Annotated in this window: 23 protein-coding genes and 1 pseudogene; 15 read left to right on the top strand and 9 right to left on the bottom strand. The window is 68.0% G+C overall.

Translation table 11 applies throughout. From position 1 onward, the window contains the following. Positions 1 to 23: 23 nt before the first annotated feature. Positions 24 to 737 carry a hypothetical protein gene (locus ACFWUP_RS29895; protein ID WP_379239320.1) on the bottom strand — a complete coding sequence of 238 codons (714 nt, stop codon included), beginning with the start codon at positions 735 to 737 and terminating at the stop codon, positions 24 to 26. Positions 738 to 1,088: 351 nt separating this feature from the next. Here ACFWUP_RS29895 and carD point away from each other — a divergent pair, with 351 nt between their 5' ends. The 6 genes and pseudogenes from carD to ACFWUP_RS29865 all read left to right on the top strand — a co-directional run bounded on the left by carD (position 1,089) and on the right by ACFWUP_RS29865 (position 5,962). Further along, entirely contained in the window at positions 1,089 to 1,577 is a 489-nt protein-coding gene (gene carD, locus ACFWUP_RS29890) for an RNA polymerase-binding transcription factor CarD (RefSeq protein WP_019044685.1), read from the top strand. A 13-nt stretch (positions 1,578 to 1,590) separates the two neighbouring features. Continuing rightward, positions 1,591 to 2,283: pseudogene (ispD, locus tag ACFWUP_RS29885) on the top strand (2-C-methyl-D-erythritol 4-phosphate cytidylyltransferase); the annotation flags it as partial. Between the two features lie 119 nt (positions 2,284 to 2,402). Continuing rightward, entirely contained in the window at positions 2,403 to 2,870 is a 468-nt protein-coding gene (gene ispF / locus ACFWUP_RS29880) for a 2-C-methyl-D-erythritol 2,4-cyclodiphosphate synthase (protein WP_194825602.1), read from the top strand. 132 nt (positions 2,871 to 3,002) lie between these two features. Beyond that, entirely contained in the window at positions 3,003 to 4,406 is a 1,404-nt protein-coding gene (gene cysS, locus ACFWUP_RS29875) for a cysteine--tRNA ligase (protein ID WP_379239318.1), read from the top strand. Further along, complete coding sequence (gene rlmB, locus ACFWUP_RS29870) at positions 4,406 to 5,395, top strand: 23S rRNA (guanosine(2251)-2'-O)-methyltransferase RlmB (protein WP_379239317.1); 990 nt, start codon at positions 4,406 to 4,408, stop codon at positions 5,393 to 5,395. The genes cysS and rlmB overlap by 1 nt, the downstream gene beginning before the upstream one ends. A 288-nt stretch (positions 5,396 to 5,683) precedes the next feature. Further along, a complete protein-coding gene (locus tag ACFWUP_RS29865) occupies positions 5,684 to 5,962 on the top strand; it encodes a DUF4190 domain-containing protein (RefSeq protein ID WP_379239316.1) in 279 nt (92 codons plus the stop codon). Here the strand turns inward: ACFWUP_RS29865 and ACFWUP_RS29860 are convergent. The 7 genes from ACFWUP_RS29860 to kstR all read right to left on the bottom strand — a co-directional run bounded on the left by ACFWUP_RS29860 (position 5,959) and on the right by kstR (position 14,556). Further along, positions 5,959 to 6,750, bottom strand: a complete 792-nt coding sequence (locus tag ACFWUP_RS29860) for an enoyl-CoA hydratase/isomerase family protein (RefSeq protein ID WP_379239315.1) — start codon at positions 6,748 to 6,750, stop codon at positions 5,959 to 5,961. The two genes, ACFWUP_RS29865 and ACFWUP_RS29860, sit on opposite strands and share 4 nt — an antisense overlap. Before the next feature lie 14 nt (positions 6,751 to 6,764). Continuing rightward, complete coding sequence (locus tag ACFWUP_RS29855) at positions 6,765 to 7,940, bottom strand: acyl-CoA dehydrogenase family protein (RefSeq protein ID WP_379239314.1); 1,176 nt, start codon at positions 7,938 to 7,940, stop codon at positions 6,765 to 6,767. A gap of 184 nt (positions 7,941 to 8,124) precedes the next feature. After that, positions 8,125 to 8,991 (bottom strand): metal ABC transporter permease, encoded by an 867-nt coding sequence (locus tag ACFWUP_RS29850; protein ID WP_379239313.1) that lies wholly within the window; start codon positions 8,989 to 8,991, stop codon positions 8,125 to 8,127. Further along, entirely contained in the window at positions 8,991 to 9,824 is an 834-nt protein-coding gene (locus tag ACFWUP_RS29845; protein WP_379239312.1) for a metal ABC transporter ATP-binding protein, read from the bottom strand. The genes ACFWUP_RS29850 and ACFWUP_RS29845 overlap by 1 nt, the downstream gene beginning before the upstream one ends. A gap of 8 nt (positions 9,825 to 9,832) precedes the next feature. Next, the gene (locus ACFWUP_RS29840; protein ID WP_379239311.1) at positions 9,833 to 10,717 is read right to left on the bottom strand and encodes a metal ABC transporter solute-binding protein, Zn/Mn family; all 885 of its coding nucleotides are present in this window, start codon (positions 10,715 to 10,717) and stop codon (positions 9,833 to 9,835) included. Between the two features lie 319 nt (positions 10,718 to 11,036). Continuing rightward, on the bottom strand, positions 11,037 to 13,607 hold the full coding sequence (otsB, locus tag ACFWUP_RS29835; protein WP_379239310.1) for a trehalose-phosphatase: 2,571 nt from the start codon (positions 13,605 to 13,607) through the stop codon (positions 11,037 to 11,039). A gap of 334 nt (positions 13,608 to 13,941) precedes the next feature. Further along, positions 13,942 to 14,556 carry a cholesterol catabolism transcriptional regulator KstR gene (gene kstR / locus ACFWUP_RS29830; protein ID WP_378908636.1) on the bottom strand — a complete coding sequence of 205 codons (615 nt, stop codon included), beginning with the start codon at positions 14,554 to 14,556 and terminating at the stop codon, positions 13,942 to 13,944. A gap of 147 nt (positions 14,557 to 14,703) precedes the next feature. Here kstR and ACFWUP_RS29825 point away from each other — a divergent pair, with 147 nt between their 5' ends. The 7 genes from ACFWUP_RS29825 to ACFWUP_RS29795 all read left to right on the top strand — a co-directional run bounded on the left by ACFWUP_RS29825 (position 14,704) and on the right by ACFWUP_RS29795 (position 22,405). Then, complete coding sequence (locus ACFWUP_RS29825; RefSeq protein ID WP_379239309.1) at positions 14,704 to 16,815, top strand: acyl-CoA dehydrogenase family protein; 2,112 nt, start codon at positions 14,704 to 14,706, stop codon at positions 16,813 to 16,815. Positions 16,816 to 16,834: 19 nt separating this feature from the next. Next, positions 16,835 to 17,899, top strand: coding sequence for an acyl-CoA dehydrogenase family protein (locus ACFWUP_RS29820; protein WP_379239334.1), 1,065 nt, complete (start codon positions 16,835 to 16,837; stop codon positions 17,897 to 17,899). Beyond that, positions 17,884 to 19,047 carry an acyl-CoA dehydrogenase family protein gene (locus ACFWUP_RS29815; protein ID WP_379239308.1) on the top strand — a complete coding sequence of 388 codons (1,164 nt, stop codon included), beginning with the start codon at positions 17,884 to 17,886 and terminating at the stop codon, positions 19,045 to 19,047. The genes ACFWUP_RS29820 and ACFWUP_RS29815 overlap by 16 nt, the downstream gene beginning before the upstream one ends. Next, the gene (locus ACFWUP_RS29810) at positions 19,044 to 20,141 is read left to right on the top strand and encodes a bifunctional MaoC family dehydratase N-terminal/OB-fold nucleic acid binding domain-containing protein (protein WP_379239307.1); all 1,098 of its coding nucleotides are present in this window, start codon (positions 19,044 to 19,046) and stop codon (positions 20,139 to 20,141) included. Before ACFWUP_RS29815 ends, ACFWUP_RS29810 begins: the two co-directional genes overlap by 4 nt. A 103-nt stretch (positions 20,142 to 20,244) precedes the next feature. Continuing rightward, complete coding sequence (locus ACFWUP_RS29805; protein WP_379239306.1) at positions 20,245 to 20,667, top strand: MaoC family dehydratase; 423 nt, start codon at positions 20,245 to 20,247, stop codon at positions 20,665 to 20,667. Between the two features lie 76 nt (positions 20,668 to 20,743). After that, positions 20,744 to 21,943 carry a lipid-transfer protein gene (locus ACFWUP_RS29800; RefSeq protein WP_379239305.1) on the top strand — a complete coding sequence of 400 codons (1,200 nt, stop codon included), beginning with the start codon at positions 20,744 to 20,746 and terminating at the stop codon, positions 21,941 to 21,943. 45 nt (positions 21,944 to 21,988) lie between these two features. Then, positions 21,989 to 22,405, top strand: coding sequence for an NUDIX domain-containing protein (locus ACFWUP_RS29795; RefSeq protein ID WP_379239304.1), 417 nt, complete (start codon positions 21,989 to 21,991; stop codon positions 22,403 to 22,405). Here ACFWUP_RS29795 and ACFWUP_RS29790 read toward each other — a convergent pair. Then, a complete protein-coding gene (locus tag ACFWUP_RS29790) occupies positions 22,375 to 23,001 on the bottom strand; it encodes a TetR/AcrR family transcriptional regulator (RefSeq protein WP_379239303.1) in 627 nt (208 codons plus the stop codon). The two genes, ACFWUP_RS29795 and ACFWUP_RS29790, sit on opposite strands and share 31 nt — an antisense overlap. A 65-nt stretch (positions 23,002 to 23,066) precedes the next feature. On the opposite strand from ACFWUP_RS29790, the gene zapE reads away from it, so the two are divergent. Beyond that, entirely contained in the window at positions 23,067 to 24,080 is a 1,014-nt protein-coding gene (gene zapE, locus ACFWUP_RS29785; RefSeq protein WP_379239302.1) for a cell division protein ZapE, read from the top strand. Positions 24,081 to 24,249: 169 nt separating this feature from the next. Next, the gene (locus tag ACFWUP_RS29780; RefSeq protein WP_379239301.1) at positions 24,250 to 25,149 is read left to right on the top strand and encodes a DUF4129 domain-containing protein; all 900 of its coding nucleotides are present in this window, start codon (positions 24,250 to 24,252) and stop codon (positions 25,147 to 25,149) included. Positions 25,150 to 25,238: the final 89 nt, after the last annotated feature.

The raw sequence follows: 25,238 nt of genomic DNA, 5'->3' as shown, positions 1-25,238 counted from the left end.
GCTCTTTTCGAAAAGTGCTGGTCTCAGTGACCGCCCGCACCCGCGGGCGCCGGGCCGGACTTCTCGTTCTCGATCCGCGCCACAGCGGCGGCGTCGACCGGGACCGACACCTGCACGGTGCCCGCGTCCTTGAAGTTGAAGGTGACGTTGTAGGTCAGGCCAGGGACGATGTCGGTGGCCAGCGAGGTGATCTCGATCGTGGCCGGGTTCGCGGCCGGATCGATCGACGGGGTGTCGCCCGCGGCACTGGTCGGCGCGGCCGAGGTGCTGGTGGGCGCCGCGGTGGTGGTCGGCGCCGCCGACGGAGTGGCGTGGTGATCGTCGGCCGCGGCGGGCTTGGCGGTGGTCGATCCGACGACCACGGTCTGCTGCGGCTTCAGCACGAACTTGGCGTCGCCGCCGGGCCCGGTGATCTTGATCTGACCCAGATCGGTGCTCACGCTGGTGAGCTCGTCGGTGACGGTCTCGCTGTTGTTGATGATCGACAGCGCGATCACCGCCTTGCCGCCCTTGGCGTGCTCGGCGGTGGCCTCCGGGTACACGATGTGCACATTGCGCAGGGCGATGTCGCCGACGGAGGCGTGGTTGCCGTTGATGGCGGCGGCCTGCGACGAAGTCTGGGTGTGCTGGCCGGCACTGCAGCCGGTCAGGGCGATGCCCGCGGCAGCGGCGAGCGCGGCAACCGTCACCATGCGACGTCGCGCCGGCGGGGCGGTCACAGCTTTCAGGGCAGTCACGGTTTGTCCTCCATGTCGACCGGGCTCACTCCGCCCACAGGGGATCGGAGGTGTAGTAACTAGGCAGCGTAGTAGTTCACTTCGCGCGGGCGTCGTTCGGGCTCGCGACGCGCGGGCGCGGAAGTAACAGTTCGGTGTCTCGAGCGGGTTTGCCGAATCGATGCCGGACTCCCGATGTGCGATAACCGGGCCCTGTGCTGGTGGTTAACCCGTTCTGCCACAACGCAATGCACAACAATTCTGGATTGTCAACCCCGGCGGGAGCCTCGTTGTGGCCCTGACCTGCACAGTTGATCGCGCCGTTATCGAGTCGCATGTTAAACTGTGAACATCGAAAGGGGCACGGGACACATGATTTTTAAGGTCGGAGACACCGTCGTTTACCCCCACCACGGAGCGGCGCTGATCGAAGCAATCGAGACCCGCACCATCAAGGGTGTGCAGAAAGAGTATCTGGTCCTGAAGGTCGCGCAAGGCGACCTGACTGTTCGGGTTCCCGCAGAGAACGCTGAATACGTCGGCGTCCGCGACGTCGTCGGCCAGGAAGGTCTCGACCGCGTCTTCCAGGTGCTGCGCGCGCCACACACGGAGGAGCCGACCAACTGGTCCCGCCGTTACAAGGCCAACCTCGAGAAGCTCGCCTCCGGCGATGTGAACAAGGTGGCCGAAGTGGTTCGTGACCTGTGGCGTCGTGAGCAGGACCGCGGCCTGTCCGCCGGTGAGAAGCGAATGCTGGCCAAGGCTCGTCAGATTCTCGTCGGTGAGCTCGCGCTCGCCGAGGGCACCGACGACGGCAAGGCCGAATCGCTGCTCGACGAGGTTCTCGCAGCGGCTTCCTAGAAAACAATTCGAAGTGCGACCTGTCGTAGCACTGGTCCCTGCCGCCGGTCGTGGCGTGCGCCTGGGTGAACCCACCCCGAAGGCGTTCGTCCCGGTCGGCGGCATACCTATGGTCCGGTTGGCCGTCGACGGGCTGATCGCGTCCGGTGCCGTGCACCGGGTTGTCGTGGTCGTGCCCGCCGAACTGGTCGACGCGGCCACCTCTCTGCTGTCCGACACCACCTCGCTGACCGGCGGTTCGATGCCCCCTGTGCCGGTGCAGGTGGTGGTCGGCGGTGTCGAACGCACCGATTCGGTCCGCGCGGGCATCGCCGCCGCGCCCGACGCCGCGTTCTATCTCGTGCACGACGCCGCCCGCGCGCTCACGCCTCCAGAGTTGATCGCGCGAGTGGCTGCCGAGCTGCAGGCAGGCAGTCCGGCTGTCGTCCCCGCGCTCCCCGTCGTCGACACCGTCAAATCGGTCGACGACGCGGGCATCGTCACCGGGACCCCCGATCGCGCCCACTTGCGCGCCATCCAGACACCCCAGGGCTTCGACGCCGACCTCCTGCGCCGCGCCTACGCCACCGACGTCGGCGCCACCGACGACGCGGGCCTGGTCGAACGCCTCGGTTTCGACGTACAAACCGTCGCAGGCGACCCCCTGGCCTTCAAGATCACCACCCCCCTCGACCTCCGCCTGGCCGAAGCACTCCTCGCCGACGGAATCGCCGTGCCGCGCCGCGCCGAGCAGCTGGCCGCCGACCCGGTTCCGGCCGTCGCGACTTCCGCTGACGCCGGTCAGCCCACTGTCGCAGCGCCCGCGGTGTCCCAGGCGGTTGCCCGATGAGAGTCGGAATCGGCAGCGACGTCCACCCCATCGAGCCGGGTCGCCCCTGCTGGATGGCCGGTCTGCTGTTCCCGGACGCCGACGGCTGCGCGGGCCACTCCGACGGTGACGTGGCCGCCCACGCCCTCTGCGACGCTCTTCTCTCCGCCGCAGGCCTCGGTGACGTAGGCGCCGTCTTCGGCGTCGGCCGTCCCGAATGGGCCGGCGTCACCGGCGCCGCCATGCTCACCGAAGTCCGCAGGCTGCTGGCCGAAGAAGGCTTCGAAGTCGTGAACGCCGCCGTGCAGGTCATCGGCAATCGCCCGAAGATCGGCCCCCGCCGCGCCGAAGCGCAAAAAGTGCTCGGCGAGCTGCTCGACGCCCCCGTTTCGGTGTCCGGCACCACGACGGACGGCCTCGGCCTGACCGGTCGCGGCGAGGGCATCGCCGCCATCGCCACCTGTCTGATCGCGGCGTGTTCGTAGCCCTCACGGGCCATGAATACTCTCCGCCGCGCTTTCATCTTTTCGCCGATTCGATCAGCCGTCGCAACAAGCACGGCGCCACGAACCGGCCGGTCAACCCCACCGCAGTCCCACCGACTAGGATCGAATGCCGTGACCTTGCGCCTTTTTGACACCGACACGCGAACCATGCGGGAATTCACCCCGCTGGTCCCCGGCCGTGCCTCGGTGTACCTGTGTGGGGCCACCGTGCAGGGTCAGCCCCATATCGGTCATGTCCGCAGCGGCGTCGCCTTCGACGTGCTGCGTCGCTGGTTGCTCGCGCACGACTACGACGTGCAGTTCATCCGCAATGTCACCGATATCGACGACAAGATCCTGAACAAGGCCGCCGAAGCCGGGCGACCGTGGTGGGAATGGGCCGCCACGCACGAGCGCGCCTTCGACAAGGCCTACGAAACCCTCGGCGTGCTGCCGCCCTCGGCCGAACCGCGCGCCACCGGCCACATCACCCAGATGGTCGACCTGATGCAGCGCCTGATCGAGCGCGGCCACGCCTACGCCGCCGACGGCGACGTCTATTTCGACGTGATGAGCTGGCCGAATTACGGCGAGCTGTCGGGCCACCGCCTCGACGACGTGCACCAGGGCGAAACCCCCACCCGCGGCAAACGTGACCCGCGCGACTTCACCCTGTGGAAAGCCGCCAAGCCCGGCGAGCCGAGCTGGCCGTCGCCGTGGGGTCCCGGTCGTCCCGGCTGGCACCTGGAATGCTCGGCGATGGCCGAGTTCTATCTGGGCCCGGAATTCGATATCCATTGCGGTGGAATGGATTTGATCTTCCCGCACCACGAGAACGAGATCGCCCAGTCGAAAGCGGCAGGCGACGGTTTCGCGCGTTACTGGCTGCACAACGGCTGGGTGACGATGGGTGGGGAGAAAATGTCGAAGTCGCTCGGCAACGTGCTTTCGGTGCCGAATGTTCTCACTCGGGTGCGCCCGGTAGAATTGCGTTTCTACTTGGGCAGCGCGCATTACCGTTCGATGCTCGAATACTCCGACAAGGCACTCGACGACGCGGTCGCCTCGTATCAGCGCATCGAAGCTTTCGTGCAACGTGTGCTGGATCGGGCGGGCGAGGTGCCCGTCGGTAAATGGACCGACGGATTCGCCGCCGCGATCGATGACGATCTGGCTGTCCCGAAGGCGCTGGCCGAAATCCACCACGTGGTGCACGAGGGAAATCGGGCGCTGGAGGCGGGCGCGGTGGAGACCGCGGTCGAGCTGGCCGGTCAGGTGCGGGCGATGCTGGGAATTCTCGGTGTCGACCCGCTCGACGAACAGTGGTACACCCCCGCCGACAATTCGGCGGCGATCGACGCGCTCGACGTGCTGGTTCGCACGGAGCTGGATCGCCGGGCGAACGCGCGGGCCGAGAAGAACTGGGCAGAAGCCGATGCCGCACGGGATCGGCTCATCGCCGCGGGTATCGAGGTAACCGACACCCCGCAGGGGCCGGAATGGTCGCTGGGCGCATCTAGCGGAAAGGCGAACTGATGGCAGGCAATTCACAGCGACGCGGAGCAGTACGTAAGGGCGGCACCAAGAAGGGGCAGGTCGCCGGTTCCGGCGGCAAGCACCGTCGCGGGCTCGAGGGCCGGGGCGCGACCCCGCCCGCCACCGCCCGCACCAAGCATCCCGCCGCCAAGCGGGCCAGAGCGGCCGAGAAGGCCAAAGCCGCTGCGGCACAGGGCCGTCCGACCGGCAAGTCCGGTGTGCCGCGCGTCGGTCGCAAGTCCGACGAGGGTCCCGAGTTGGTGCTCGGCCGCAACCCCGTGCTCGAGTGTCTGCGCGCCGATGTCCCCGCGACCGCCCTGTTCGTCGCGGTCGGCACCGAGAACGACGACCGCCTGTCGGAGAGCGTGCAGCGCGCCGCCGACATGGGCATCTCCATCCTCGAGGTGCCGCGCACCGATCTGGATCGGTTGAGCGCTAACGGAATGCACCAGGGCGTGGCCCTGCAGGTGCCGCCGTACCGCTATGCCCACCCCGACGATCTGATGGACCGGGTGAAGTCCACCGCCGAGCCGGCCCTGCTGGTCGCGCTCGACAACATCACCGACCCGCGCAACCTCGGCGCCGTCATCCGCTCGGTGTCGGCGTTCGGCGGTCAGGGTGTGGTGATCCCGCAGCGTCGCAGCGCGAGCGTCACCGCCGTGGCCTGGCGTACCAGCGCCGGTGCGGCTGCCCGACTGCCCGTTGCCCGTGCAACGAATCTGACTCGCACACTGAAGGATTGGGCCTCGCAGGGCATCCAGATCGTCGGCCTCGACGCCGAGGGTGACACCACCCTCGACGACTTCGACGGCAGCGTGCCGACGGTCGTCGTGGTCGGTTCCGAGGGCAAGGGCCTGTCGCGCCTGGTCCGCGAGAACTGTGACTCGATCCTGAGCATCCCGATGGCCGGTCCGGTCGAGTCTTTGAACGCCTCGGTCGCGGCAGGTGTCGTGCTGGCCGACATTGCTCGGCAGCGTCGGTTGGGTTGATGCGTCGATTCTGGGTTTGAGTGGTCCCAGGTGGTTTGACGCTGTGTTTGTTGGAGCGCTGGCGCGCTCGAGCGCGGCCCCTGAGGGGCCGCGAGTTAGCCGCCGTTGCTGGAGGCTTCGCCTCGGACGCAACGGCGGCTAACTCGCGGCCGGGCCGCTACCGCCGCTGCGCGGCGGGCCCTCCCTATGGGTCGGGTGTGGGGGTTGGGAGTGCGGTTGTGGCGGGTGTCTTCGATTGCTGGTCGTGTAGTGGGGTCAGCAGCCTTCCCGCACAGTAAGATTCGACGGGTGGCGATTCCGAATCAGCCGATCGGTGAGACGGTCGAGCACCCGCAGGCCAACCTGATCCTCGTGCTCGGGCTGCTCAGCCCGTTCTGCTGCGGGATCTTCGGGCCGGTCGCGTGGGTGCTCGGCAAGCGGGCACTCAACGAGATCGACGCGTCCTACGGCGGGCTCAGTGGCCGCTCGCAGGTGATGATCGGCTATATCGCCGGTATCTTCGGCACCATCTGCATGCTGCTGCTCGCGCTGCTGTATCTGGCCGGTTCCTGCAACGGGAACTTCTAGTCCAGGCTGGGGCGGTCCCAGGCAGGCCATTCGTCGCTGACGCTGCCGGTCCAGTTCGGCGGCCTGCGCTCCTTGAACGCCACCATCGCCTCGCCACCGTCGACACTCTTGGTCACGTGCGCGTTGAGCTCGGATTCGAGCTGCCCGACCACCGTCGGCGTCATGCCGAGGCTTTCCCAGATCAGCCGTTTGGTCAGCGCGACCGGCAGGGGAGCGGTGCCGGTGGCGATGTCGTTGGCCACGGCCATCGCCGTCATCAGCACCTCGTCGGCGGGCAGCGCCGCATTGGCCAGTCCGAGCGATTTGGCTTCGTCACCGTCGAAGGTGCGTCCGGTGAGCATGATGTCGGCGGCGTTGGCCAGCCCGGCCAGGCGCGGCACCGTCCAGTGCGCGAACCCGTCGGCGAGCACCCCGCGCCGCACCTGATTCAGCCCGTAGACCGCGTCGCGCGCGAAATACCGCAGGTCACACTGCAGAGCCAGGGCCAGTCCGATGCCGACCGCGTGCCCGTTCACCGCGGCGATCACCGGTTTGCGCACCTGCCAGGGCGGCGGGTCGAGGGTGGCGCTCACGTCGCCGCCCCGCGCGGCGAGGTCGGCACCCGCGCAGAAGGCCGGTGGCGTGCCGGTGATCACGACGGCGCGGATCGCGTCCTCGATATCGCAGCGCCGTAGCGCCGCGCTCAGCTCGGCCGCCATCGTGGGGGTGACGGCGTTCTGCTTGGCAGGTCGGTTGAGCGTCAGCAGCGCGACGCCACCTTCGACATCGACGAGCAATTCCGAACTCATGGGACCGAATCGTACTAGCGACCGGCCAGCAAGTGTCTGCCGATCGCATACTTGTGCACTTCCGTCGGACCGTCGTAAAGACGGAACGCGCGCATATCGCGGAACAACATCTCCACAACCGTCTCGTCGCTGATGCCGATGCCGCCGAGCACCTGCACGCACCGATCGGTCACCTTGAACAGCTCCTCGGACACATACGACTTCGCCATCGACGATTCGTGCCGGGCCTGCTGGCCCTGATCCATCAGCCAGCAGGTGTGCCAAATGGTCAGCCTGCACTGGTGCAGCGCCACCTCGTTGTCGGCGAGCATGAACGACACGCCCTCGTGTTCGCCGATCGGCTTGCCGAAGGCGGTGCGGGTGCGCGCGTAGTCCAGTGCGATGGATTGTGCGCGGGCGGCGGCGCCGAGCCAGCGCATGCAGTGGGTGAGCCGGGCGGGTGCGAGCCGTAATTGGGCGTAGCGCAAGGCTTGTCCGGTGCGACCGAGCACGGCGGTCGGCGGGAGCGTGAGGTTGTCGAACCGCACCACCGCGTGTCCGCCGACGTAGTTGCGGTCCATCGTGTTCATGATCCGCTCGATCACGATGCCCGGCGCGTCGCCTTCGGTGATGAACAGCGTCGGCCCAGCGGGCAGGTGTGGGTTCTCGGCGAGCAAGGCCATGATGATCCAGGTCTTGGCGCCGTCGGCCCCGGTGATCAACCATTTGAGCCCGTTGATCACGAAGTTCTCGCCGTCGAACACCGCTTCGGTACTGAGCTGTCCGGGATCCGAGCCTGCCCCGCCGGGTTCGGTCATCGCGAAAACCGACCGCTGTTCACCGCGGATCACCGGCATCAGATACTGGTCGACCTGTTCCGGATCGGCGATCTTGTCGAGCAGAAACATGTTTCCCTCGTCGGGCGCGGCGCAGTTCATCGCGACCGGCCCGAGCGTCGACCACCCCGCCGCCTCGTACACCAGCGCCTGCTCGACATGGCTGAGTCCGAGTCCGCCGTATTCCACCGGCGCCTGCACGGTCAGCAGCTTCTCGGCGCGGGCCAGTTCGACGAGTTCGGCCCGCAATTCGTCGGTCGGGCCGTGCGCGGTGAGTCGGGGATCGCGCTCGAACGGCACGATCTGCTCGACGACGAAGGCGCGAACCCGATCCCGCAGCGCGGCCAGATCATCCGGAACGGTGAAGTCGATCATGTCCGCCATTCTGCGCGCTGAGCACCGAGGGTCGCGGCGGTTTGCGGCACCGGCGGCAGATCTCCTGGCGATCGTGCCGATCCATTCGCGTGGCGTCCGCCATCGTCAGGAGAGACCAGGTCGATGGCCGTCAGCCCGCCGCTGACGACGGCGCGAACTCGCGTCGGGCCGAAACTCGCCCGGTTCAGCGTGCGTGTGCCAGCTGCCGATTGCGGTGGCCGACAACCCGGCACACCACGTAGATCGTGAACGAGATGGCCGTAACGAACGTCGATACCGGAACCCCGGGCGCCAGTGAGAGCAACAGCCCACCAACCGCCGCGACCTCGGCGAAGATCACCGATAACACCGTCGCCCGCATCGGACTCGACGTCACCTGCGCGGCCGCCGCGGCAGGCGTGATCAGCAACGCGAGCACCAGCAGCGCCCCGACGATCTGCACCCCGAACGCGGCGGTGATCCCGAGCAGCACCGCGAACACCACCGACAACGCCCGCACCGGTACTCCGCGCGCGATCGCGACCTCGGGATCAGCACTGGCGAACAACAACGGCCGATACACCACAGCCAGCACGGCGAGCACGGCCGCCGTACAGGTGACCAGCAGCGCGAGCCCGTCATAACCGACGCCCGCCACCTGCCCGGTGAGCAACGAGAACTTCGACCCGGCCCGCTCCGGCGCCAGCCACAGGAACAGCACCGACAACCCGAGCCCGAACGACAAAACCACCGCGATCACCGAATCACGTTCGCGCGCACGAGAACCCAGCCACCCGAACAAAACGGCAGCCACAACGGAACCAGCGATGGCCCCGAATCCGACCCCCACACCGACGAGCAGCGCCGCCGACGCACCGGTCAGCGACAGCTCGCTGGTCCCGTGCACCGCGAACGACATCTGCCTGGCGACGATCAACGGCCCGATCAACCCGGCCAGCAACCCCAACAGCGCACTCGCCAACAGCGCCTGCTGCACGAAGTCATAGCTGAGCAGGTTCGCGGTGGTCCCGAAGTCGAACATCTGCTGAAAGACCTTGGTGAGCTTGTCCATCAGGCGCTACCGCCCAGCGCGTCCATATCGTCACCGGTACCGACGACCACCAGCCGTCCACGCACCCGCAACACCTCGACCTCGGTGCCGTACAGCTCCGACAGCGTTTCCGACGTCATCACCTCATCGGGCGTCCCGATCCTGAACCCACCGTCGACGAGGTACAGCACCCGATCCACCATCGGCAGAATCGGGTTGATCTCGTGCGTCACGAACAGCACCGCGGTGTTGTGTTCGCGGCGCCGCTTGTCGACGAGTTCGGCGACCAGCCGCTGATTGGCCATGTCCAGGCTCAGCAGCGGTTCGTCACACAGCAGTACCGACGGATCGCCGACCAGCGCCTGCGCGACCCGCAACCGCTGCTGCTCACCACCGGACAGTGTCTCCAGCGGCGCATGCGCGAAAGAGCCGGCGCCCACCGCGGCGATAGCGGCATCGACCTTCGAGGCCCGGCTGCCCCGCCCACGCCAGCCGAGTCCCCACCGATGCCCGTCCACCCCGAGCCCGACCAGATCGACCCCGCGCAGCTGCACCCCGGCGTCGATGGTCTTCTGCTGCGGGATGTACCCGATGCCCGGATTGCCGACCCCGGCGCGCCGACCCGCGATCTCCGCGCTGCCCGAGCTCAAGCCGAGCGTGCCGAGCAGCACACGCAGCAGCGAGGTCTTGCCGGAGCCGTTGGGTCCGAGGACAGCGATGAACTCACCCGGCCGCACGTCGAGGTCGAGGTCGTGCCAGAGGGTGCGGTCGCCGAAGGCCATCGTCGCCCCGCGCAGGCGGATCGCGGCGGTGTCAGTGTCCGTCGCGGCGGACAGGGTGGTTGCCTCGGTCATGGAAGTCCTCAGCGCAGGGCCGCGGCGAGCGCCTTGGCGTTGGCGGTCTGCCACTGGATGTAATCCATTCCGGCAGGCAGGGTTTCGGTGACCTCGACGATGGCGATGCCCGCGGTCTGCGCGGTGGCGCGCAGGTCCTGGGTGATCTTGTCCTCGGTCTGGGTGTTGTAGATCAGCGCCTTGACCTGCTTGCCGGTGATCAGGTCGCGAGTCGCGGCGACGGCGGCCGGGGCCGGGTCGGTCTCCTGCTCGATCGCTTCCTGGAACTCGTGCGGGGTCTTGTCCTGCGCGGTCGCGGCGACGAGCAGGTAGTGCGCGAGCGGCTCGGACTGGGCGACCGGCGCGTTCGGCGTCTGGGTGGCGATGGTGCCGGTGATGGTGCTGACGCCGATCAGCTGGTTCTTGAAGGCGACCGCACGCTCGGTGTAGGCGCTCGCGTGCGCGGCGTCGACCTCGCCGAGCTGGACCGCGATCTGGTCGGCGACGGCGGCGACGGTGGTCACGTCGTACCAGACGTGCTCGTTCTCGTCGCTCTTGTCCGCGCGCTGTTCGAAGGCCTCGACGGTCCGCTTGTCCTTGCCCGCGATGGCCTTCTCGATGAACTCGTCGTAGTGCCCGCCGTTGAACACGACCAGGTCAGCGTCGCTGATCTTGGCGGTGTCGGTGGCCGAGGTCTCGAACGAGTGCGGGTCGGCGGCGGGATCGCTGATGATCGAGCTCACCTGCGCGTCCGGCCCGGCGACGGCGGTGGCGATGGAACCCCACACATTCGTGGAGGCGACGATCTGCGGGGTATCGGAATCGGTGGTGCTGGTGCCGCAGGCGCTGAGGACGCCCACGGCCGCCACTCCCGCCGTGAGACCGGCAAACAAGCGGACGAATCGAGGGTTCACGCGGCACTCCTGGCAAGCAAGCTCTAGATCGTAATGGAAATCGTTACCGTTTTAGATTAGCAGAGCGCGCTGGTGGGTATGTGCCGGGATTAATTGTTCGGTGGTCCTAGTGGTTTGAGGCTGTGTTTTTGGAGCGCTGGCGCGCTCGAGCGCGGCCCCTGGGGGGCCGCGAGTTACCCGCCGTTGCTAGAGGCTGCGCCTCGACGCAACGGCGGCTAACTCGCGGCCGGGCCGCTACGCCGCTGCGCGGCGGACCCTCCTCGAGGTCGGGTCGTGCGGGGCTGGGAGTGCGGTCATGGCGGATTCGGTGTTTGCGGTGTTAGACCAGGGCGTTGACCGGCTGGCTCAACAGTTGTGCGCAGCGGAGCAAGCCCAGGTGGCTGTAGGCCTGGGGGTGGTTGCCGAGAGAACGCTCGGCAACCGGGTCGTATTCCTCGCTGAGCAAGCCGGTGGGTCCGGCCGCCGCCACGAGCTGCGCGAACAGTGCTTCGGCATCGGAGCGCCTGCCGATCAGCAGGTACGCCTCGACCAGCCACGCCGCGCACAGGTGGAAGCCACCTTCGCCGCCGGGCAGGCCGTCGTCGTGGTGGTAGCGGTACACCGTCGCGCCGCTACGCAGTTCGGCCTCGGTGGCCACGACCGTCGCGGCGAAGCGCGGGTCGGCCGGGTCGATGAGGCCGCTCAGGCCGATGTGCAGGGTGGCCGCGTCCAGGTCGGTGCCGTCGTAGGCGGCGGTGTAGGACTGGACCTCGTCGTTCCAGCCCTTGGCCTTCACCTCGTCGGCGATCGTGGCGCGCAGGGTCGCCCACTCGGGGTCGGCCGTGCGATCGAAACGCTCCGCCAGGGTCAGCGCGCGGTCGATGGTGAGCCAGCCCATCACCTTCGAGTACACGTGGTGGCGCGGATTGCCGCGGATCTCCCAGATGCCGTGATCGGGCTCGGTCCAGCGGCGTTGCACCGCCGACACCATCGCGTGCACGAGCGCCCAGTCGGCATCCGGCAGCGCCTTGGCGGGTTCGGTGATGCCCTGACGCTCGCGCTCGTGCGCCATCGAGGTGATCAGGTCGACGATCGGCCCGAACACATCGAGCTGCACCTGCATATTGGCCGCGTTGCCCACCCGCACCGGCCGCGACCCGGCGTAACCGGGCAGCAGGTCGATCACGGCTTCGGGTGGCAGGGTCTCGCCGTAGATCGTGTACAGCGGGTGCAGGCGCTCCGGTCCCGACAGGGTGGCGAGCACCTTGTGTACCCAGCCGAGGAACTCCTCGGCCTCGGTCAGCGAGCCGAGCGTCACCAGCGCCTGCGCGGTGAGCGAGGCGTCGCGCAGCCAGCAGTAGCGGTAGTCCCAGTTGCGCACGCCGCCGATGTCCTCGGGCAGCGAGGTGGTCGCCGCGGCCAGGATCGACCCCGACGGGCGATGCACCAGCCCGCGCAGCGTCAGCGCCGAACGCTTCATCAGATCCGGCTTGAGCGGAGGCAGCTGCAACCCGGCCGCCCACTGCGCCCAGTACTGCTCGGCGAGCTGACGACGCTGCGGTTCCGGCGTCATCGACGGCGCGAGATCAGCCGTCCCGCACCGCAATTCGAGCACCACCGGCGCGATCGCGGGATCGACCACCGCGCGCGCCTGCTCATTGGTGCCGTCGGACAGGATCTCCCACTCCACGCCGGGGGAGCGCAGCACCATCGGATCATTGGTGCCGCTGACGATCAGTCCGTTGCTCACCGCTTCCATCCGCACCGGCACCTGCCCGAATTCCGGCTGCGGCGCGAAGGTCACCACGGCCTTCGCGGTGCCGGTGATCACGCGGGTCAGGTCGGTGCGGTGGGGTGCCACATCGTGGGGCAGGTAGTCGGCCACTTGCAAACTGGCCCACCGGGTTTCGACGGTCATGGTGCCGTCCACGTACCGCTGCGAGAGCGGCAGGCTCGGTCGCTCCGGGGCCACCGTGAAGTGTCCGGCCGCCGCGCCGCCGAGCAGGTGCGCGAACACCGCCGCCGAATCCGGTTCGGGATGGCAGAACCAGGTGACCGTCGCGTCGGGGGTGAGCAGCGCGACCGAGCGCGGGCTGGCCAGCATGCTCAACCGCTCGATCCGCGGCGCGCTCGCCCCGGCCAGCCAGGTGCGCCGCTCCTCGACCAGGAACGCCAGCGCGCGCGCCACGTCCTCGGTGGAGTCCACGTGCAGCTTGGCGATGCTCTCGCCCTCGCCGACTTTGATGCCCACGTCGGGCCCGGACAGCACCCGGAACGCCTTCTCGTCGGTCACGTCGTCGCCGAAGAACACTGCGGCGGAAGCGCTTTCCTGATGCCGGATGGTGTCGAGCGCGGTGCCCTTGTCGGTGGGGATCACCGCGAGCTCGATCACCGCCTTGCCCTCGGTCACCTGCACGCCCACCCAGCACGCCGGACCCTGGCGCACGGAATTCAGTGCGCGCCTGCCGATCTCGGGGCTGGCGTTGCGCACGTGCAGCGCGGCGCTGGCCGGCTTCATCTCCACGGTGACGCCCGGGTTCTCCGCGGCGATCGTCGAGAAGGCGGAATTGATCTCTGTCAGTAGCTGTTTGGCGTCGTTGTCGATCGCGTGCACGAAGCCGACGTCGAATTCCGAACCGTGACTACCGATCAGCTGTACCTCGACCGGTAGGCGCGAGAGCGCGGCCAGATCGCGTAGTGCCCGACCGGAAATCACCGCCGCCGTAGTGTTCGCCAACCCCGCGAGTGCGCGTAGCGCGCTCACCGATTCCCGCTGGGGAAAAGCTTTCGCCGGGTCGGACACGATCGGGGCGATAGTCCCGTCGTAGTCCGAGGCGACCAGTAGCCGCGGCACGCGCGCAACCGACGCCAGTGCACGGCGGACATCCAAGGGCAGTTCCTGTGCGCTCACGCATCCAACCTAGTGATGGGAGGAGTTGATCAGGGGGCGCGAAAAACAATACTGCGTCAATTTTGCCGCGCGAGCGGCGCGGCGGGTTGTGCGCACGACCCCCGGTCGTTTGCTCGCGACTTTACGGCAAATTCCGGACCTGTGGTCGGCCACCACGCGCGGGATTGATCTAGGTCGCCCGGGCCCGGCGAGGCGCGCTGGGCCGGTAGATGCACTGTTTCGCATATGCGACGTCGGCTATGCATCTTCCCACTGGAAGGCGCACAGCCGACGCGTGTCAACTGCTATGGGTGATTTGTGATGCCGCAGGTGCGAGAAATGTCGTGTTGCTGGGTTATCCGCGATCGCCCAGCAACAGGTCGACGGTCAGCTCGAGTCGTTCCGTGACATCGGTCGCAGAGGCCCTGCGAGTGAGCCAGGCGACCAAGTTCGACAGCCACACATCGGAGATGACGCGGGCGATGGCGAGTTGACGATCGTCGGGTTCACCGTCGCTCATCGCGCGGGCGAAGACCCGGTCCATCACCTTGCCGACCCGATCCACTTCGGCGGCGGCAGAGGCGTCGGCGAACATGAACGCGCGCGTCATGGCCTCGGTGAGCAGCGGGTCGCGCTGCATCATCCGGGTGATCTGGGTGAGCAGGCCGTGCATCCGCTCGGACGGGCCGTCGCCGGGCAGCGGCTTGCGCTTGCCCTCGAACATCTCGAATTCCCTGGCCAGCGCCGAAACCAGCAGGTGCACCTTGGACGGGAAGTAGCGGTACAGGGTGCCGACGGCCACGTCGGCGCGCTCGGCGACCGCCCGCATCTGCACGGCGTCGTAGCCGCCCTTGGAGGCCAGCGCGAGGGTGGCGTCGAGGATGCGCTTGCGCCGGTCGCGCTGGGCGCTGGAGCTGAGCTCTTCCTCGGACAGCGTTGTCACGGTGGGCGTTGGTGCGGGACTGTCCATCGTGGAAACCCTTTCGCGTCAGTGGAATTTCGTCGGTGCGGCTGACCGGGGAGCGTCGAGCGAGTGTAGCGCTCTTGACTTATGCCCGGCCAAGATATTAGAACATGTTCTAGGAGTGGGAACCACGCCGGAAGGGCGGATCTTCTTGTGACCATCGCCACCACTGACGAGCATAAAGCCGTCGCGGCGTCGCTGCGGAGCTGGGCGAGTACGGTCGCGCCGATTGAAACAATGCGGGCCCGCGGTTCGGGTGCCTGGCGCGAGTACTGGCCCGCACTGGGCGAGTTCGGGCTGTTCGAAGTCGCGCTGTCCGAGGACAATGGCGGGCTCGGCGGCACGGTTGCCGACCTCGCGGTGATGCTGGAGCAGACCGGCGACGACCTGGTCGGCGGTCCGGTCCTGGCCACCGCGCTGGCTGGCCTGATCACGGGCGATGTGCTGACCGCACCGTGCGCTGTCGCGGTGCCCGGCGACGAACAGGCGGCGAAGGCCGCGGCCACCGAAACAGGCTGGAGTGTCACCGGCACTTGGGATTTCGTCTACGGCGCCGATGCCGACACGCAAGTCCTGGTACCCGCCAACACCGTCGACGGCACCCACTGGTTGTTGATTCCCGCTGCGGCAGTGACGATTACGCCGCTACCCCACGGCGACCACACCGTTTCGCTGGCACGGGTGAGCGCTGCCGCGGTTGCCGTACCCGCCGACCGCGCCTTCGCGCCAACAGCCGATGTCACCGACCTCTTCGTCGCACTCGCGGTAGCCGAACTGGCGGGAGTCGCCGCCTGGACCCTGCGCACCGCCATCGAATATGCCCGTGTCCGTGAACAATTCGGCAAACCGATCGGCAGCTTCCAGGCAATCAAGCACCTGTGCGCCTGGATGCTGTGCCGCACCGAGCTGATTCGCGCGGTCGCCGCCGACGCCGCCGCCGCGATCGACGAGGGCGGCGCCGAGCTTCCGATCGCCGCCGCTGTCGCCGCAGCCGTGGCCCTCGACGCCGCGGTCGACAACGCCAAGGACGCCATCCAGGTCCTCGGCGGCATCGGCTTCACCTGGGAACACGACGCGCACTTCTACCTGCGCCGGGCCAGCTCCCTGCGCCAGCTCCTCGGTGGTTCGGCGCGCTGGCGGGCCAGGGTCGCCGAGCTGACCAGGGACGGTCACCGTCGCACCACCGGTGCCGAACGCGTGCTCGGTGCCGCCGACACCGCACTGGTCGACGAGGTCGCCGCGCTCGCCGCCCTCGACCCCGCCGACCAGCCGCGAGCGCTGGTGGAAGCGGGCATGGTGATGCCGCACTGGCCGCGCCCCTACGGCCGCGCCGCCGACCCGATGACCTGCCTGCAGATCGCCGAACAACTGCGCCGCGCCGACCTGACGACCCCCGATCTCGCCGTCGCGGGCTGGGCCGTCCCGACCCTGCTGCGGTTCGGCACCGAGGAGCAGATCGAACGCTTCGTCTGGCCGACCCTGCACGGCGACGTCATCTGGTGCCAGCTGTTCAGCGAGCCCGGCGCAGGCTCCGACCTCGCCGCCCTGCGCACCACCGCCGAGAAGGTCGACGGCGGCTGGGTGCTGCGCGGCCAGAAGGTGTGGACCTCGCTCGCCAAGACCGCGAACTGGGGTATCTGCCTGGCCCGCACCGATCCGTCCGCCGCCAAGCATCGCGGCATCAGCTACTTCCTCGTCGACATGCGCGCCGAGGGTGTGCAGGTGCGTCCGCTGGTGCAGATCACCGGCGAGGAGAAGTTCAGCGAGGTCTTCCTCGATGACGTGTTCGTGGCCGACGATTGCCTGGTCGGCGCGCTGAACAACGGCTGGAAGATCGCGCGCACCACGCTGTCGGCCGAGCGGGTCGCGATGGGTGGCGGCGGTATCGGCGGCGCACTCGAGGCTCTGCTCGACCGTTTCCCGGTCGGCGGATGGGGAACAGAACTGCGTGAGGACCGTTTCGGCGCACTGATCACTTCCTCGATTGCTGGATCATTGCTGGAACAGCGAATCGCGATGGCGACGGTGGCCGGGGCCGAGGTGGGCGCCCAGTCCAGCGTCCGCAAACTGGTCGGCGTCCGGCATCGGCAGGAGCTGGCGGAATACGCGCTCGAACTTGTCGGCCAAGAAGGTTCCCTGGACAGCGAAGCTCTGAAAGAATTCCTGCTTACCCGGTGTCTGTCGATCGCGGGCGGTACCGAGCAGATCCTGTTGACCGTGGCCGCCGAACGGATTCTCGGACTGCCGCGCGATGCGGAAAGTTAGCTCGATGAGGGAGGACGCCGTGGATTTCACCCGCGACGAAAGCGCCGACGCCGTAGCCGAGGTAGTGGTCAGCCTGCTCGAACGTGAGCCGGCCAGGGACATGGCCCTGTGGCCGAGCCTGATCGACTCCGGTCTGCTCGCCGTGCCGGTACCGGAACGCTTCGGCGGCGACGGCATGGGTCTGCTCGAGGTGTCGGCCCTGCTCATGGAGCTGGCCACCGATGCCGTGGATGTGCCCGCGCTGCCGACCTTCGGGTTCGGCGTGCTGCCACTGGTGGGCGTGCTGTCGGATGAACTGGCCGAGCGGGTGCTCGCCGAGGTCGGCAAGGGCACGGTGATCACCGCCGCGCTCAACGAACCGGGCGCGCCGTTCACCACCGCACCCAGGACGAAGGCGGTGCGCGACGGCGACACGGTGCGGATCTCCGGCCGCAAGTCCGGCGTGATCTATGCCGCCGAAGCTCGCTGGATTCTGGTTCCCACCGATTCCGGTGTGGCACTGGTCGATTCGGTCGCACCGGGCCTCGAGATCATTCCGGTGGCGGGCTCGGCGGGCATTCCGGAGGCGACGCTCGTCCTCGACGAGGTCGAGATCCCGGCCGACCAGCTGCTCCCCGACGCGCTACCCACCCTGCACCGCCACGCGCTGGCCTGCATCGGCGCGGTCGCCGACGGACTGCTGAAGGGCGCCATCACCCTCACCGCCGAACACGTGCGCACCAGAGAACAGTTCGGCCGCCCGCTGGCCGAATTCCAGGCCGTCGCGCAGCAGATCGCCGACCTGTACGTGGTCTCGCGCACGCTGCACGTGGCCGCGGAGTCGGCATGTTGGGCGCTGGCACAGCCGGATTCGACACCGGAGCACCAGGACCGCATCGACGAAGACCTCGACGTACTCGCCTACTGGGCTGCCGCCGAACTCCCGCGCGCCATGCAGAAATGCCACCACTTGCACGGTGGACTGGGGGTAGACATCACCCACCCGATGCACCGCTACTACTCGCAGGCCAAAGACCTCGCTCGGCTCCTCGGCGGTGCGGGTCTGCGGCTCGACCTTCTGGGAGCAAGATGTTCATCGATCTGACCGCCGAACAGCGGCGGTTGCGCGAAGAATTGCGTTCCTATTTCGCCGATCTCATCAGCCCGACCGAAGCCGCCGTGATGGCGGTGGACCGCCACGGCGACACCTACCGCGAGGTGGTGCGGCGGATGGGCCGCGACGGCTGGCTCGGCGTCGGCTGGCCCAAGGAGTTCGGTGGCCAGGGTTTCGGCCCGATGGAACAGCAGATCTTCTTCAATGAGGCTGTGCGCGCGGACATTCCGCTGCCCCTCGTGACTTTGCTGACCGTGGGGCCCACCCTGCAGAAGTACGGCACCGAGGCGCAGAAGAAGAAGTTCCTGCCCGGAATCCTCTCCGGCGACATCCATTTCGCCATCGGCTACTCCGAGCCGTCGGCGGGCACCGACCTCGCCGCGCTGCGCACCACCGCGGTCCGCGACAGCAACGGTGACTGGATCATCAACGGGCAGAAGATCTTCACCACGGGCGCCCACGAAGCCGACTACGTCTGGCTGGCCTGCCGCACCGGCACGGTCGAGTCCCGCCACCGCGGCATCACGATTCTCATCGTCGACACCAAGGACCCCGGCTACTCCTGGACCCCGATCATCACCTGCGACGGCGCCCACCACACCAACGCCACCTACTTCGACGATGTCCGCGTACCCGCGGAAATGCTGGTCGGCGAAGAGAATCGCGGCTGGCGACTGATCACCACCCAGCTCAACCACGAGCGCGTCAGCCTCGGCCCGTCGGGCAAGATCGAACAGCTCTACGACCGCCTGCGCGACTGGTCCGCCGAACACGGCGTGCTCGGCGAGCCGGAAGTGCGCCGCGCCCTCGGCAAGGTCCGAACCATGGTGCGGCTCAACGAATTGCTGAACTGGCAGGTCGCCGCCGCCGATACATCCGCCTCGCAGAACGCGGTCATCGCCGACGCCTCGGCAACCAAGATCTTCTCCACCGAATCGCTGCAGGAAGCAGGCCGCGTGGTCGAGGAGATCATCGGCCGCTACGGCGACCCCGCCGAACCCGGCACCGCCGACCTGCTCGGCTGGCTGGACCGGCGCACCAAGCAGAACCTTGTCGTCACCTTCGGCGGCGGCGTCAACGAGATCATGCGCGAACTGGTCGCCACGGCGGGCCTCGACCTGCCGCGCGTCCCCCGATGAACAAGGAGCGGCGCGTGCCGGACGCAGTGGAGATCGCGGAGGCCGCGGCGAAGATCGTCGCGGCGGGGGAGTCGGCGCCCCGGATGGGTCGTGACCCGGTGAACCAGCCGATGATCCACAACTGGGTCGAGGCGCTCGGCGACGCCAACCCGATCTACGTCGACGTCGAAGCAGCAAGGGCCGCAGGTCATCCCGGCATCGTCGCCCCGCCCGCGATGGCCCAGGTGTGGACCATGCAGGGGCTCCACGGCGTCCGCGCCGCCGACGACCCGATGAACCTCGCCAACGAGCTGTTCGACGCGGCGGGCTACACCTCGGTCGTCGCCACCAACTGCGAGCAGACCTACCACCGCTACGTGCGCCCCGGCGAACAGGTGCAGGTCACCAGCAGACTCGCGGAAGTCAAGGGCCCTAAGCGAACCGGACTCGGCGACGGCTGGTTCCTCACCTACGCCACCACCTGGTCGGTCGGCGACGAGGTCGTCACCGAAATGCTGTTCCGGCTACTGAAGTTCGCGCCGGGAACCGCCGCCGTCGTATCGACATCCAGTCCGTCAGCGACCGAGGGCGCTACCGCCGGGCAGGCATCCGATGCGGTAGGGACCACCGCTGCGCGGGCAGCCGAATCGGTGGTGGACAGGGCTGAACCTGCGGTGGCCGCGGCTGCGGCAACGACAGTTGGGGGGATCGATGCCGCGCCCGCGGGCCGAGTCGGCCCGGTGATCTCGCTCGATACCGAGTTCTTCTGGGCCGGAACCAAAGTCGGCGAGCTGCGCATTCAGCGCCTACCGGATGGCACGTTGCGCCATCCGCCGATCCCTGCCCTCTGGCAGGACAAGGCTGAGCCCGCCGACTATGTCGTGGCAGCGGGCACCGGCACGGTGTTCAGCTTCGTGGTGCACCACGCCCCGAAGGTCCCCGGCCGCGACCTGCCCTACGTCGTCGCCCTCGTCGAGCTCGACGAAGGTGTGCGCATGCTGGGCGAACTACGCGGCATCGACCCAGCCGACGTCACCATCGACACGCCGGTCCGCGTCGCCTTCGAAAAGCTGTCCGACGGAACAGTTCTGCCCTACTGGCAGGCCGCATCGTGACCGTTCACCCTTACGCCAGCGTCTGCCCGCGCCCCACTCGACTCCGCGCCTGCTGTTCGGTGCCCGTCGGTCGATGCTCCACCCGTCCGGAAAGGACGCCCCGATGACGCCCACCGTCGACCCCGCCACCATCACCGTGGGAACAACATTGCCGGAGTTGGCCATTCACGCCGATCCCACCTTCGTGATCAGCACCGCCCTGGCCACCAGGGACTTCCAGGATGTACACCACGACCGCGACAAGGCAGTCGAACGCGGATCGAGCGACATCTTCGTCAACATCCTCACCGACACGGGTCTGGTGCAGCGCTTCGTCACCGACTGGGTAGGCCCGCGCGCGCTGGTCAAACGCATCGCCCTTCGCCTCGGCGTCCCCCTGTACGCCGGTGACACCCTGACCCTCTCCGGCACCGTCACCGAGATCGACGGCACCCAGGTCACCATCGACGTGCACGGCAAAGACAGTCTCGGCGAACACATCACCGCCACCGCCGTCATCGTCCTGCCCGACCTGGCGTCGGCATGAGTGCCGGTCTCGCTCGGGCGACGAGCCCGCGAACCCTCGCCACCGTCTCGATCGTGCACTCAGATCTGGAGTCGAAATGAGCACCACCTCCGCCGAATCTGCTGACCGCACCGGGCTTTCCGGTCGCGCCGCCATCGTCGGTATCGGTGCCACCGATTTCTCGAAGGACTCCGGCCGCAGCGAATTGCGTTTGGCCGCAGAGGCAGTCACCGCGGCACTAGCCGATGCCGGTCTCACGCCGAACGACGTCGACGGCCTCACCACCTTCACCATGGACACCAACACCCAGGCCGCGGTCGCCAGGGCGGTGGGCATCCCGAGCCTGAAGTTCTTCAGCCACATCGGTTATGGCGGCGGCGCGGCCTGCGCCACCGTGCAGCAGGCCGCCATGGCCGTGGCCACCGGAGTCGCCGACGTAGTGGTCGCCTACCGCGCGTTCAACGAACGCTCCGGCGCCCGCTTCGGCCAGTTCTCCCCGGCACTCGCCGCCGCCCCCACCTCCTCGGGTATCGACGCGGGCTGGGCCTACCCGCAGGGCCTCGGCACCCCCGCCGCCCAGGTCGCGATGGTCGCCCGCCGCTACATGCACGTCACCGGCGCCACCAGCGCAGACTTCGGCGCGGTCGCAGTGGCCGACCGCAAACACGCCGCCGTGAACCCCAACGCCTTCTTCTACGGCAAACCGATCACCCTGGAACAACACCAGGCTTCCCGCTGGATAGCCGAACCCCTGCACCTGCTCGACTGCTGCCAGGAATCCGACGGCGGCGTAGCCATCGTGGTCACCAGCGCAGAACGCGCCCGCGATCTCCCGCAACGCCCCGCGATCATCGCCGCCGCCGCCCAGGGCAGCGCCGCCGACCAGTACGTGATGACCAGCTACTACCGCGACGCCATGACCGGCCTCCCCGAAATGGGCCTCGTCGGCAACCAACTCTGGGCCCAGAGCGGCCTCACCGCCGCCGACATGCAAGCCGCCATCCTCTACGACCACTTCACCCCCTTCGTCCTCATGCAACTCGAGGAACTCGGCTTCTGCCCCCGCGGCGAAGCAAAGGACTTCATCGCCGACGGCGCCATCGAACTCGGCGGCCGCCTCCCCCTCAACACCCACGGCGGCCAACTCGGCGAGGCCTACATCCACGGCATGAACGGCATCGCCGAAGCCGTCCGCCAGATCCGCGGCACCTCGGTCAACCAGGTCGAGGCACTCGAACGCATCCTCGTCACCGCGGGCACCGGCGTCCCCACCTCCGGGCTGGTGCTCACGTCATAGCCCTCTCGTACGCTCGACCAGGTGACTCCCCGCCACCTGGTCGACGTGCACATCCTGCTGATCCGCGATGAGCGCGTCCTGCTGAGCCTGCGCCGCAGCGGCGACGGGTTCGATCACCGCTGGCACATGCCGTCCGGAAAGCTCGAAGCCGACGAGTCGGTGGCGGCGGCCGTTGTCCGCGAAGCCGCGGAGGAGGTGGGGGTCGACATCGATCCGGCCGACTTGCGACTGTTCCACGTCGCGCACGTCACCGCGCCGGGGTACGACTCCCGGCTCGGCTTGTTCTTCCGCGCGCAGGACTGGCGCGGTGAACCTTTCAATCGCGAACCTGATAAATGCTATGCACTGCAATGGTTTCCACTGAACCAGTTGCCCACCGACTTGATCGAATATTCCGCCCTGGGATTAGCCGCGCTGAATTCCGCCGCGCCCTATTCCGAATCGGGTTGGCCGGGTCGATAGTTTCGCGCGCTTGTCAGGAACTCGGCCAGCGGTCTGGCGAGCTGGTCGACGTCGCCCGCCGATCCGGCGCGCAGCCCCGCGAACCGATCGAAGACGAGGCCTTCCAGCAGCGCGAGCAGGTCGTGCGCCGACTCTCGGGGTTCGTCGGCGCCGAGGGCTTCGAACAGTCCGGTAGCACGGTCGAGGGAGAACAGACTGCCTGCCAGGCGCGCGTGTAGCTCCTGGTCGGACAGGACCTCGATGATCAGGGCGTGCCGGGCGATCAGGTCGTTGCGGCGATGCGCGAGCAGGTGCTCGAGCCATCCCGCGATATCGTGCGCGACCCGCACGGGATCCATCGACTGACCGAGTGGGTCATCGCCCCGGTCGTTCACTGATTCATATTGTGCGGCAAGGAAATCCGCCCGTGAGCGAGCGGTGATCCCGTCCGCGACCCCCTCGATCAAAGCCTGTCGCGTACGGAAGTAATACGAGGTCGAACCCGGTGGCAAAGCCAGCTGGGCATCCAGCGCGCGATGCGTGAGCGCACGAATTCCCCGCGTCGCGATGAGCTCGACAGCCCCCGCCGCGATCTGCCCTCGCCGGTCTGTGGACATTGTCACCTCTCCTGGCCGTCGGCGACGCCCATCCTCTACAACTGTAGAGGACGAAGGAGGCTCGCATGGACAACGTGGTGCTCGACCCCGCACAACAGGCGGCTCTGCACGCCCTCGAATCCCTGCGCCGCACCCGCCGCCTCGGACGATGGCGCCCCGCTCGGCGTACGTCCGGCGTCTACCTGCACGGCCGCCCTGGCCGGGGCAAAACAATGGTGATGGACCGCTTCTTCGCCACCGTCGACGCAAAGCGCAAGCGCCGCTTCCACTTTCACTCGTTCTTCGCGGCCCTGCACGCCACCACCCACACCCTCGGCTCGATCGAACGCGCCATCGACGACCTTCTCGGCGACGCCGACCTGGTCTGCTTCGACGAATTCCACGTCAACGACATCGGCGACGCCAAGCTCATCGCCCGCCTTCTCGAAGCCCTCTTCGCCGGCCACCGCACCCTCGTCGTCACCTCGAACTACCGTCCCCATGACCTCCTGCCCAACCCCCTGTTCCACAACGCCTTCCTGCCGACGATCGCGCAGATCCTGGCCAACCTCGACGTGATCACCCTCGACGGCCCGCTCGACTACCGCACCCGCACCGCCAACCGCGACACCGGCTTCCTCGCGGGCCGCTACGTGCTCACCCCGGGGGAGTACGCCGGGTCGGTGCTATCGCACATCGGCGCGGAACCGACCGAGGTCGAGCGGCCTGCGAGGGTCGTGTCGCTCGGCAACGGCCGCGTCATCCGTGCCCGGGCGGTCCGCGACACCATCACCGTCGACTTCCACGACATCTGCGCCACCCCCACCAGCGCCGCCGACTACCTCCACCTCACCGAGCGCTACCACCACTGGACCCTGCGCGAGGTCCCACCACTGCGCGAAGTCCCGCCCGACTGGTCCATGCGCCTGGTGAACCTCGTCGACGTCCTCTACGACGCCGACCTCCCCTTCACCGTCCACGCCCCGGAACCGCCGCGCGAACTCACCGCGAACGTCCCCGTGATTCCAGACCTCGCACGGGCCGCCAGTCGACTCGGTGAGTTGCCATTAACTGGCGTGTCGGACGTTCGCACTGCGTAGCAAGCCCTTGATAGCAGGGGGACAATAAAAGGGGAGTGGTCCCAAAAGTATCGATTTCGTCTCGAGCGGACCACTCGGCATGTAACTATGTGGCTGTTTTGTGCAGTCTCTGGGGTTTGGTGGTACAGCTGTGATCGGGGTGAATCAGCCCATAACGCGGGCGATTGTCGTGATCGCACTGGTCGTCGCTTCGACGATCGCGTTGCAGGGCACACTGCCCGGCTCCGGCGAGTCCTCGGCCGGTGCCCCTTCGCCGTTGCTCGTCGCCGTGATGCCGGTATTACTGCTGGTCTCGATCGTCATCCTGGTCGCGGGGGTGATCGCCAGTCAGCATCGACTGCCGCTGTCGATGCCAGAAGCCGAACGCGACGCCATGCCGCGCATCCAGTGGCGGCGGCTGGCGCTGTTGGTCCCGCTCGCCGTAGCCGCTGTCGCGCTGATCTTCGCCGGTGGCGTCACCGCGCTGTTCCTGTTGCCGGGCGCGCGCCCGACGCGACCGGCCGCCACGACGATGACCGAGAGCTCCGACCCCGCCCCCACCACCGACACCCATGCTGCCGACCCCACGGCCGGGGCGACCGAACTCGCGGGCAACGCCCTGGTGGTCGCGGGGGTCCTTGCCATCGTGCTGATCGTGGTCGCGCTGGTCGGACTGGTCGCCGTCGCCGTGGCGGCGCGCCGCGAACCGACTGTGGTCGAGCCGACCGAGGACGAACCGACGCCCAGCGAAGTCGACTCGCTCACCCGCGCGGCCGAGATGGGCCTCGCCGCGATGAACGCGCCCGGCCAGGACCCGCGCACCGCCATCATCGCCTGTTACGTGGCGATGGAGCGCGGCCTGTCCAGCGACATCGCCGCCCGCCCGCTGGCCTCGGACACCCCGATGGAAGTGCTCGCCAGGGCCTTCGAGCGCGGCGTGCTGCACGACGCGTCGGCCCGCGAGCTGGTGGCGCTGTTCGAGGAGGCGCGGTTCAGCCCGCACTCGATGCTCGAATGGCAGCGCATGCGCGCCGAACAACTGCTGCGCATCGTGCTCACCGATCTACAGCACAAGCTGGTGCCGGCATGAGTTTCCTGAGTCAACCCCTACGCTGCAATCAGCTGTTTTTCGGGCTCGTGCCGGGCAGGGTTGTAAGCGGTTTCAGTGCGCCAGCACGC

This window comes from Nocardia sp. NPDC058658, from assembly GCF_042716665.1.
In the GTDB taxonomy this organism is placed as follows: domain Bacteria; phylum Actinomycetota; class Actinomycetes; order Mycobacteriales; family Mycobacteriaceae; genus Nocardia.
Note: the sequence above shows the minus strand (reverse complement) of the source record. Positions and strands in the feature narration are given on the sequence as shown.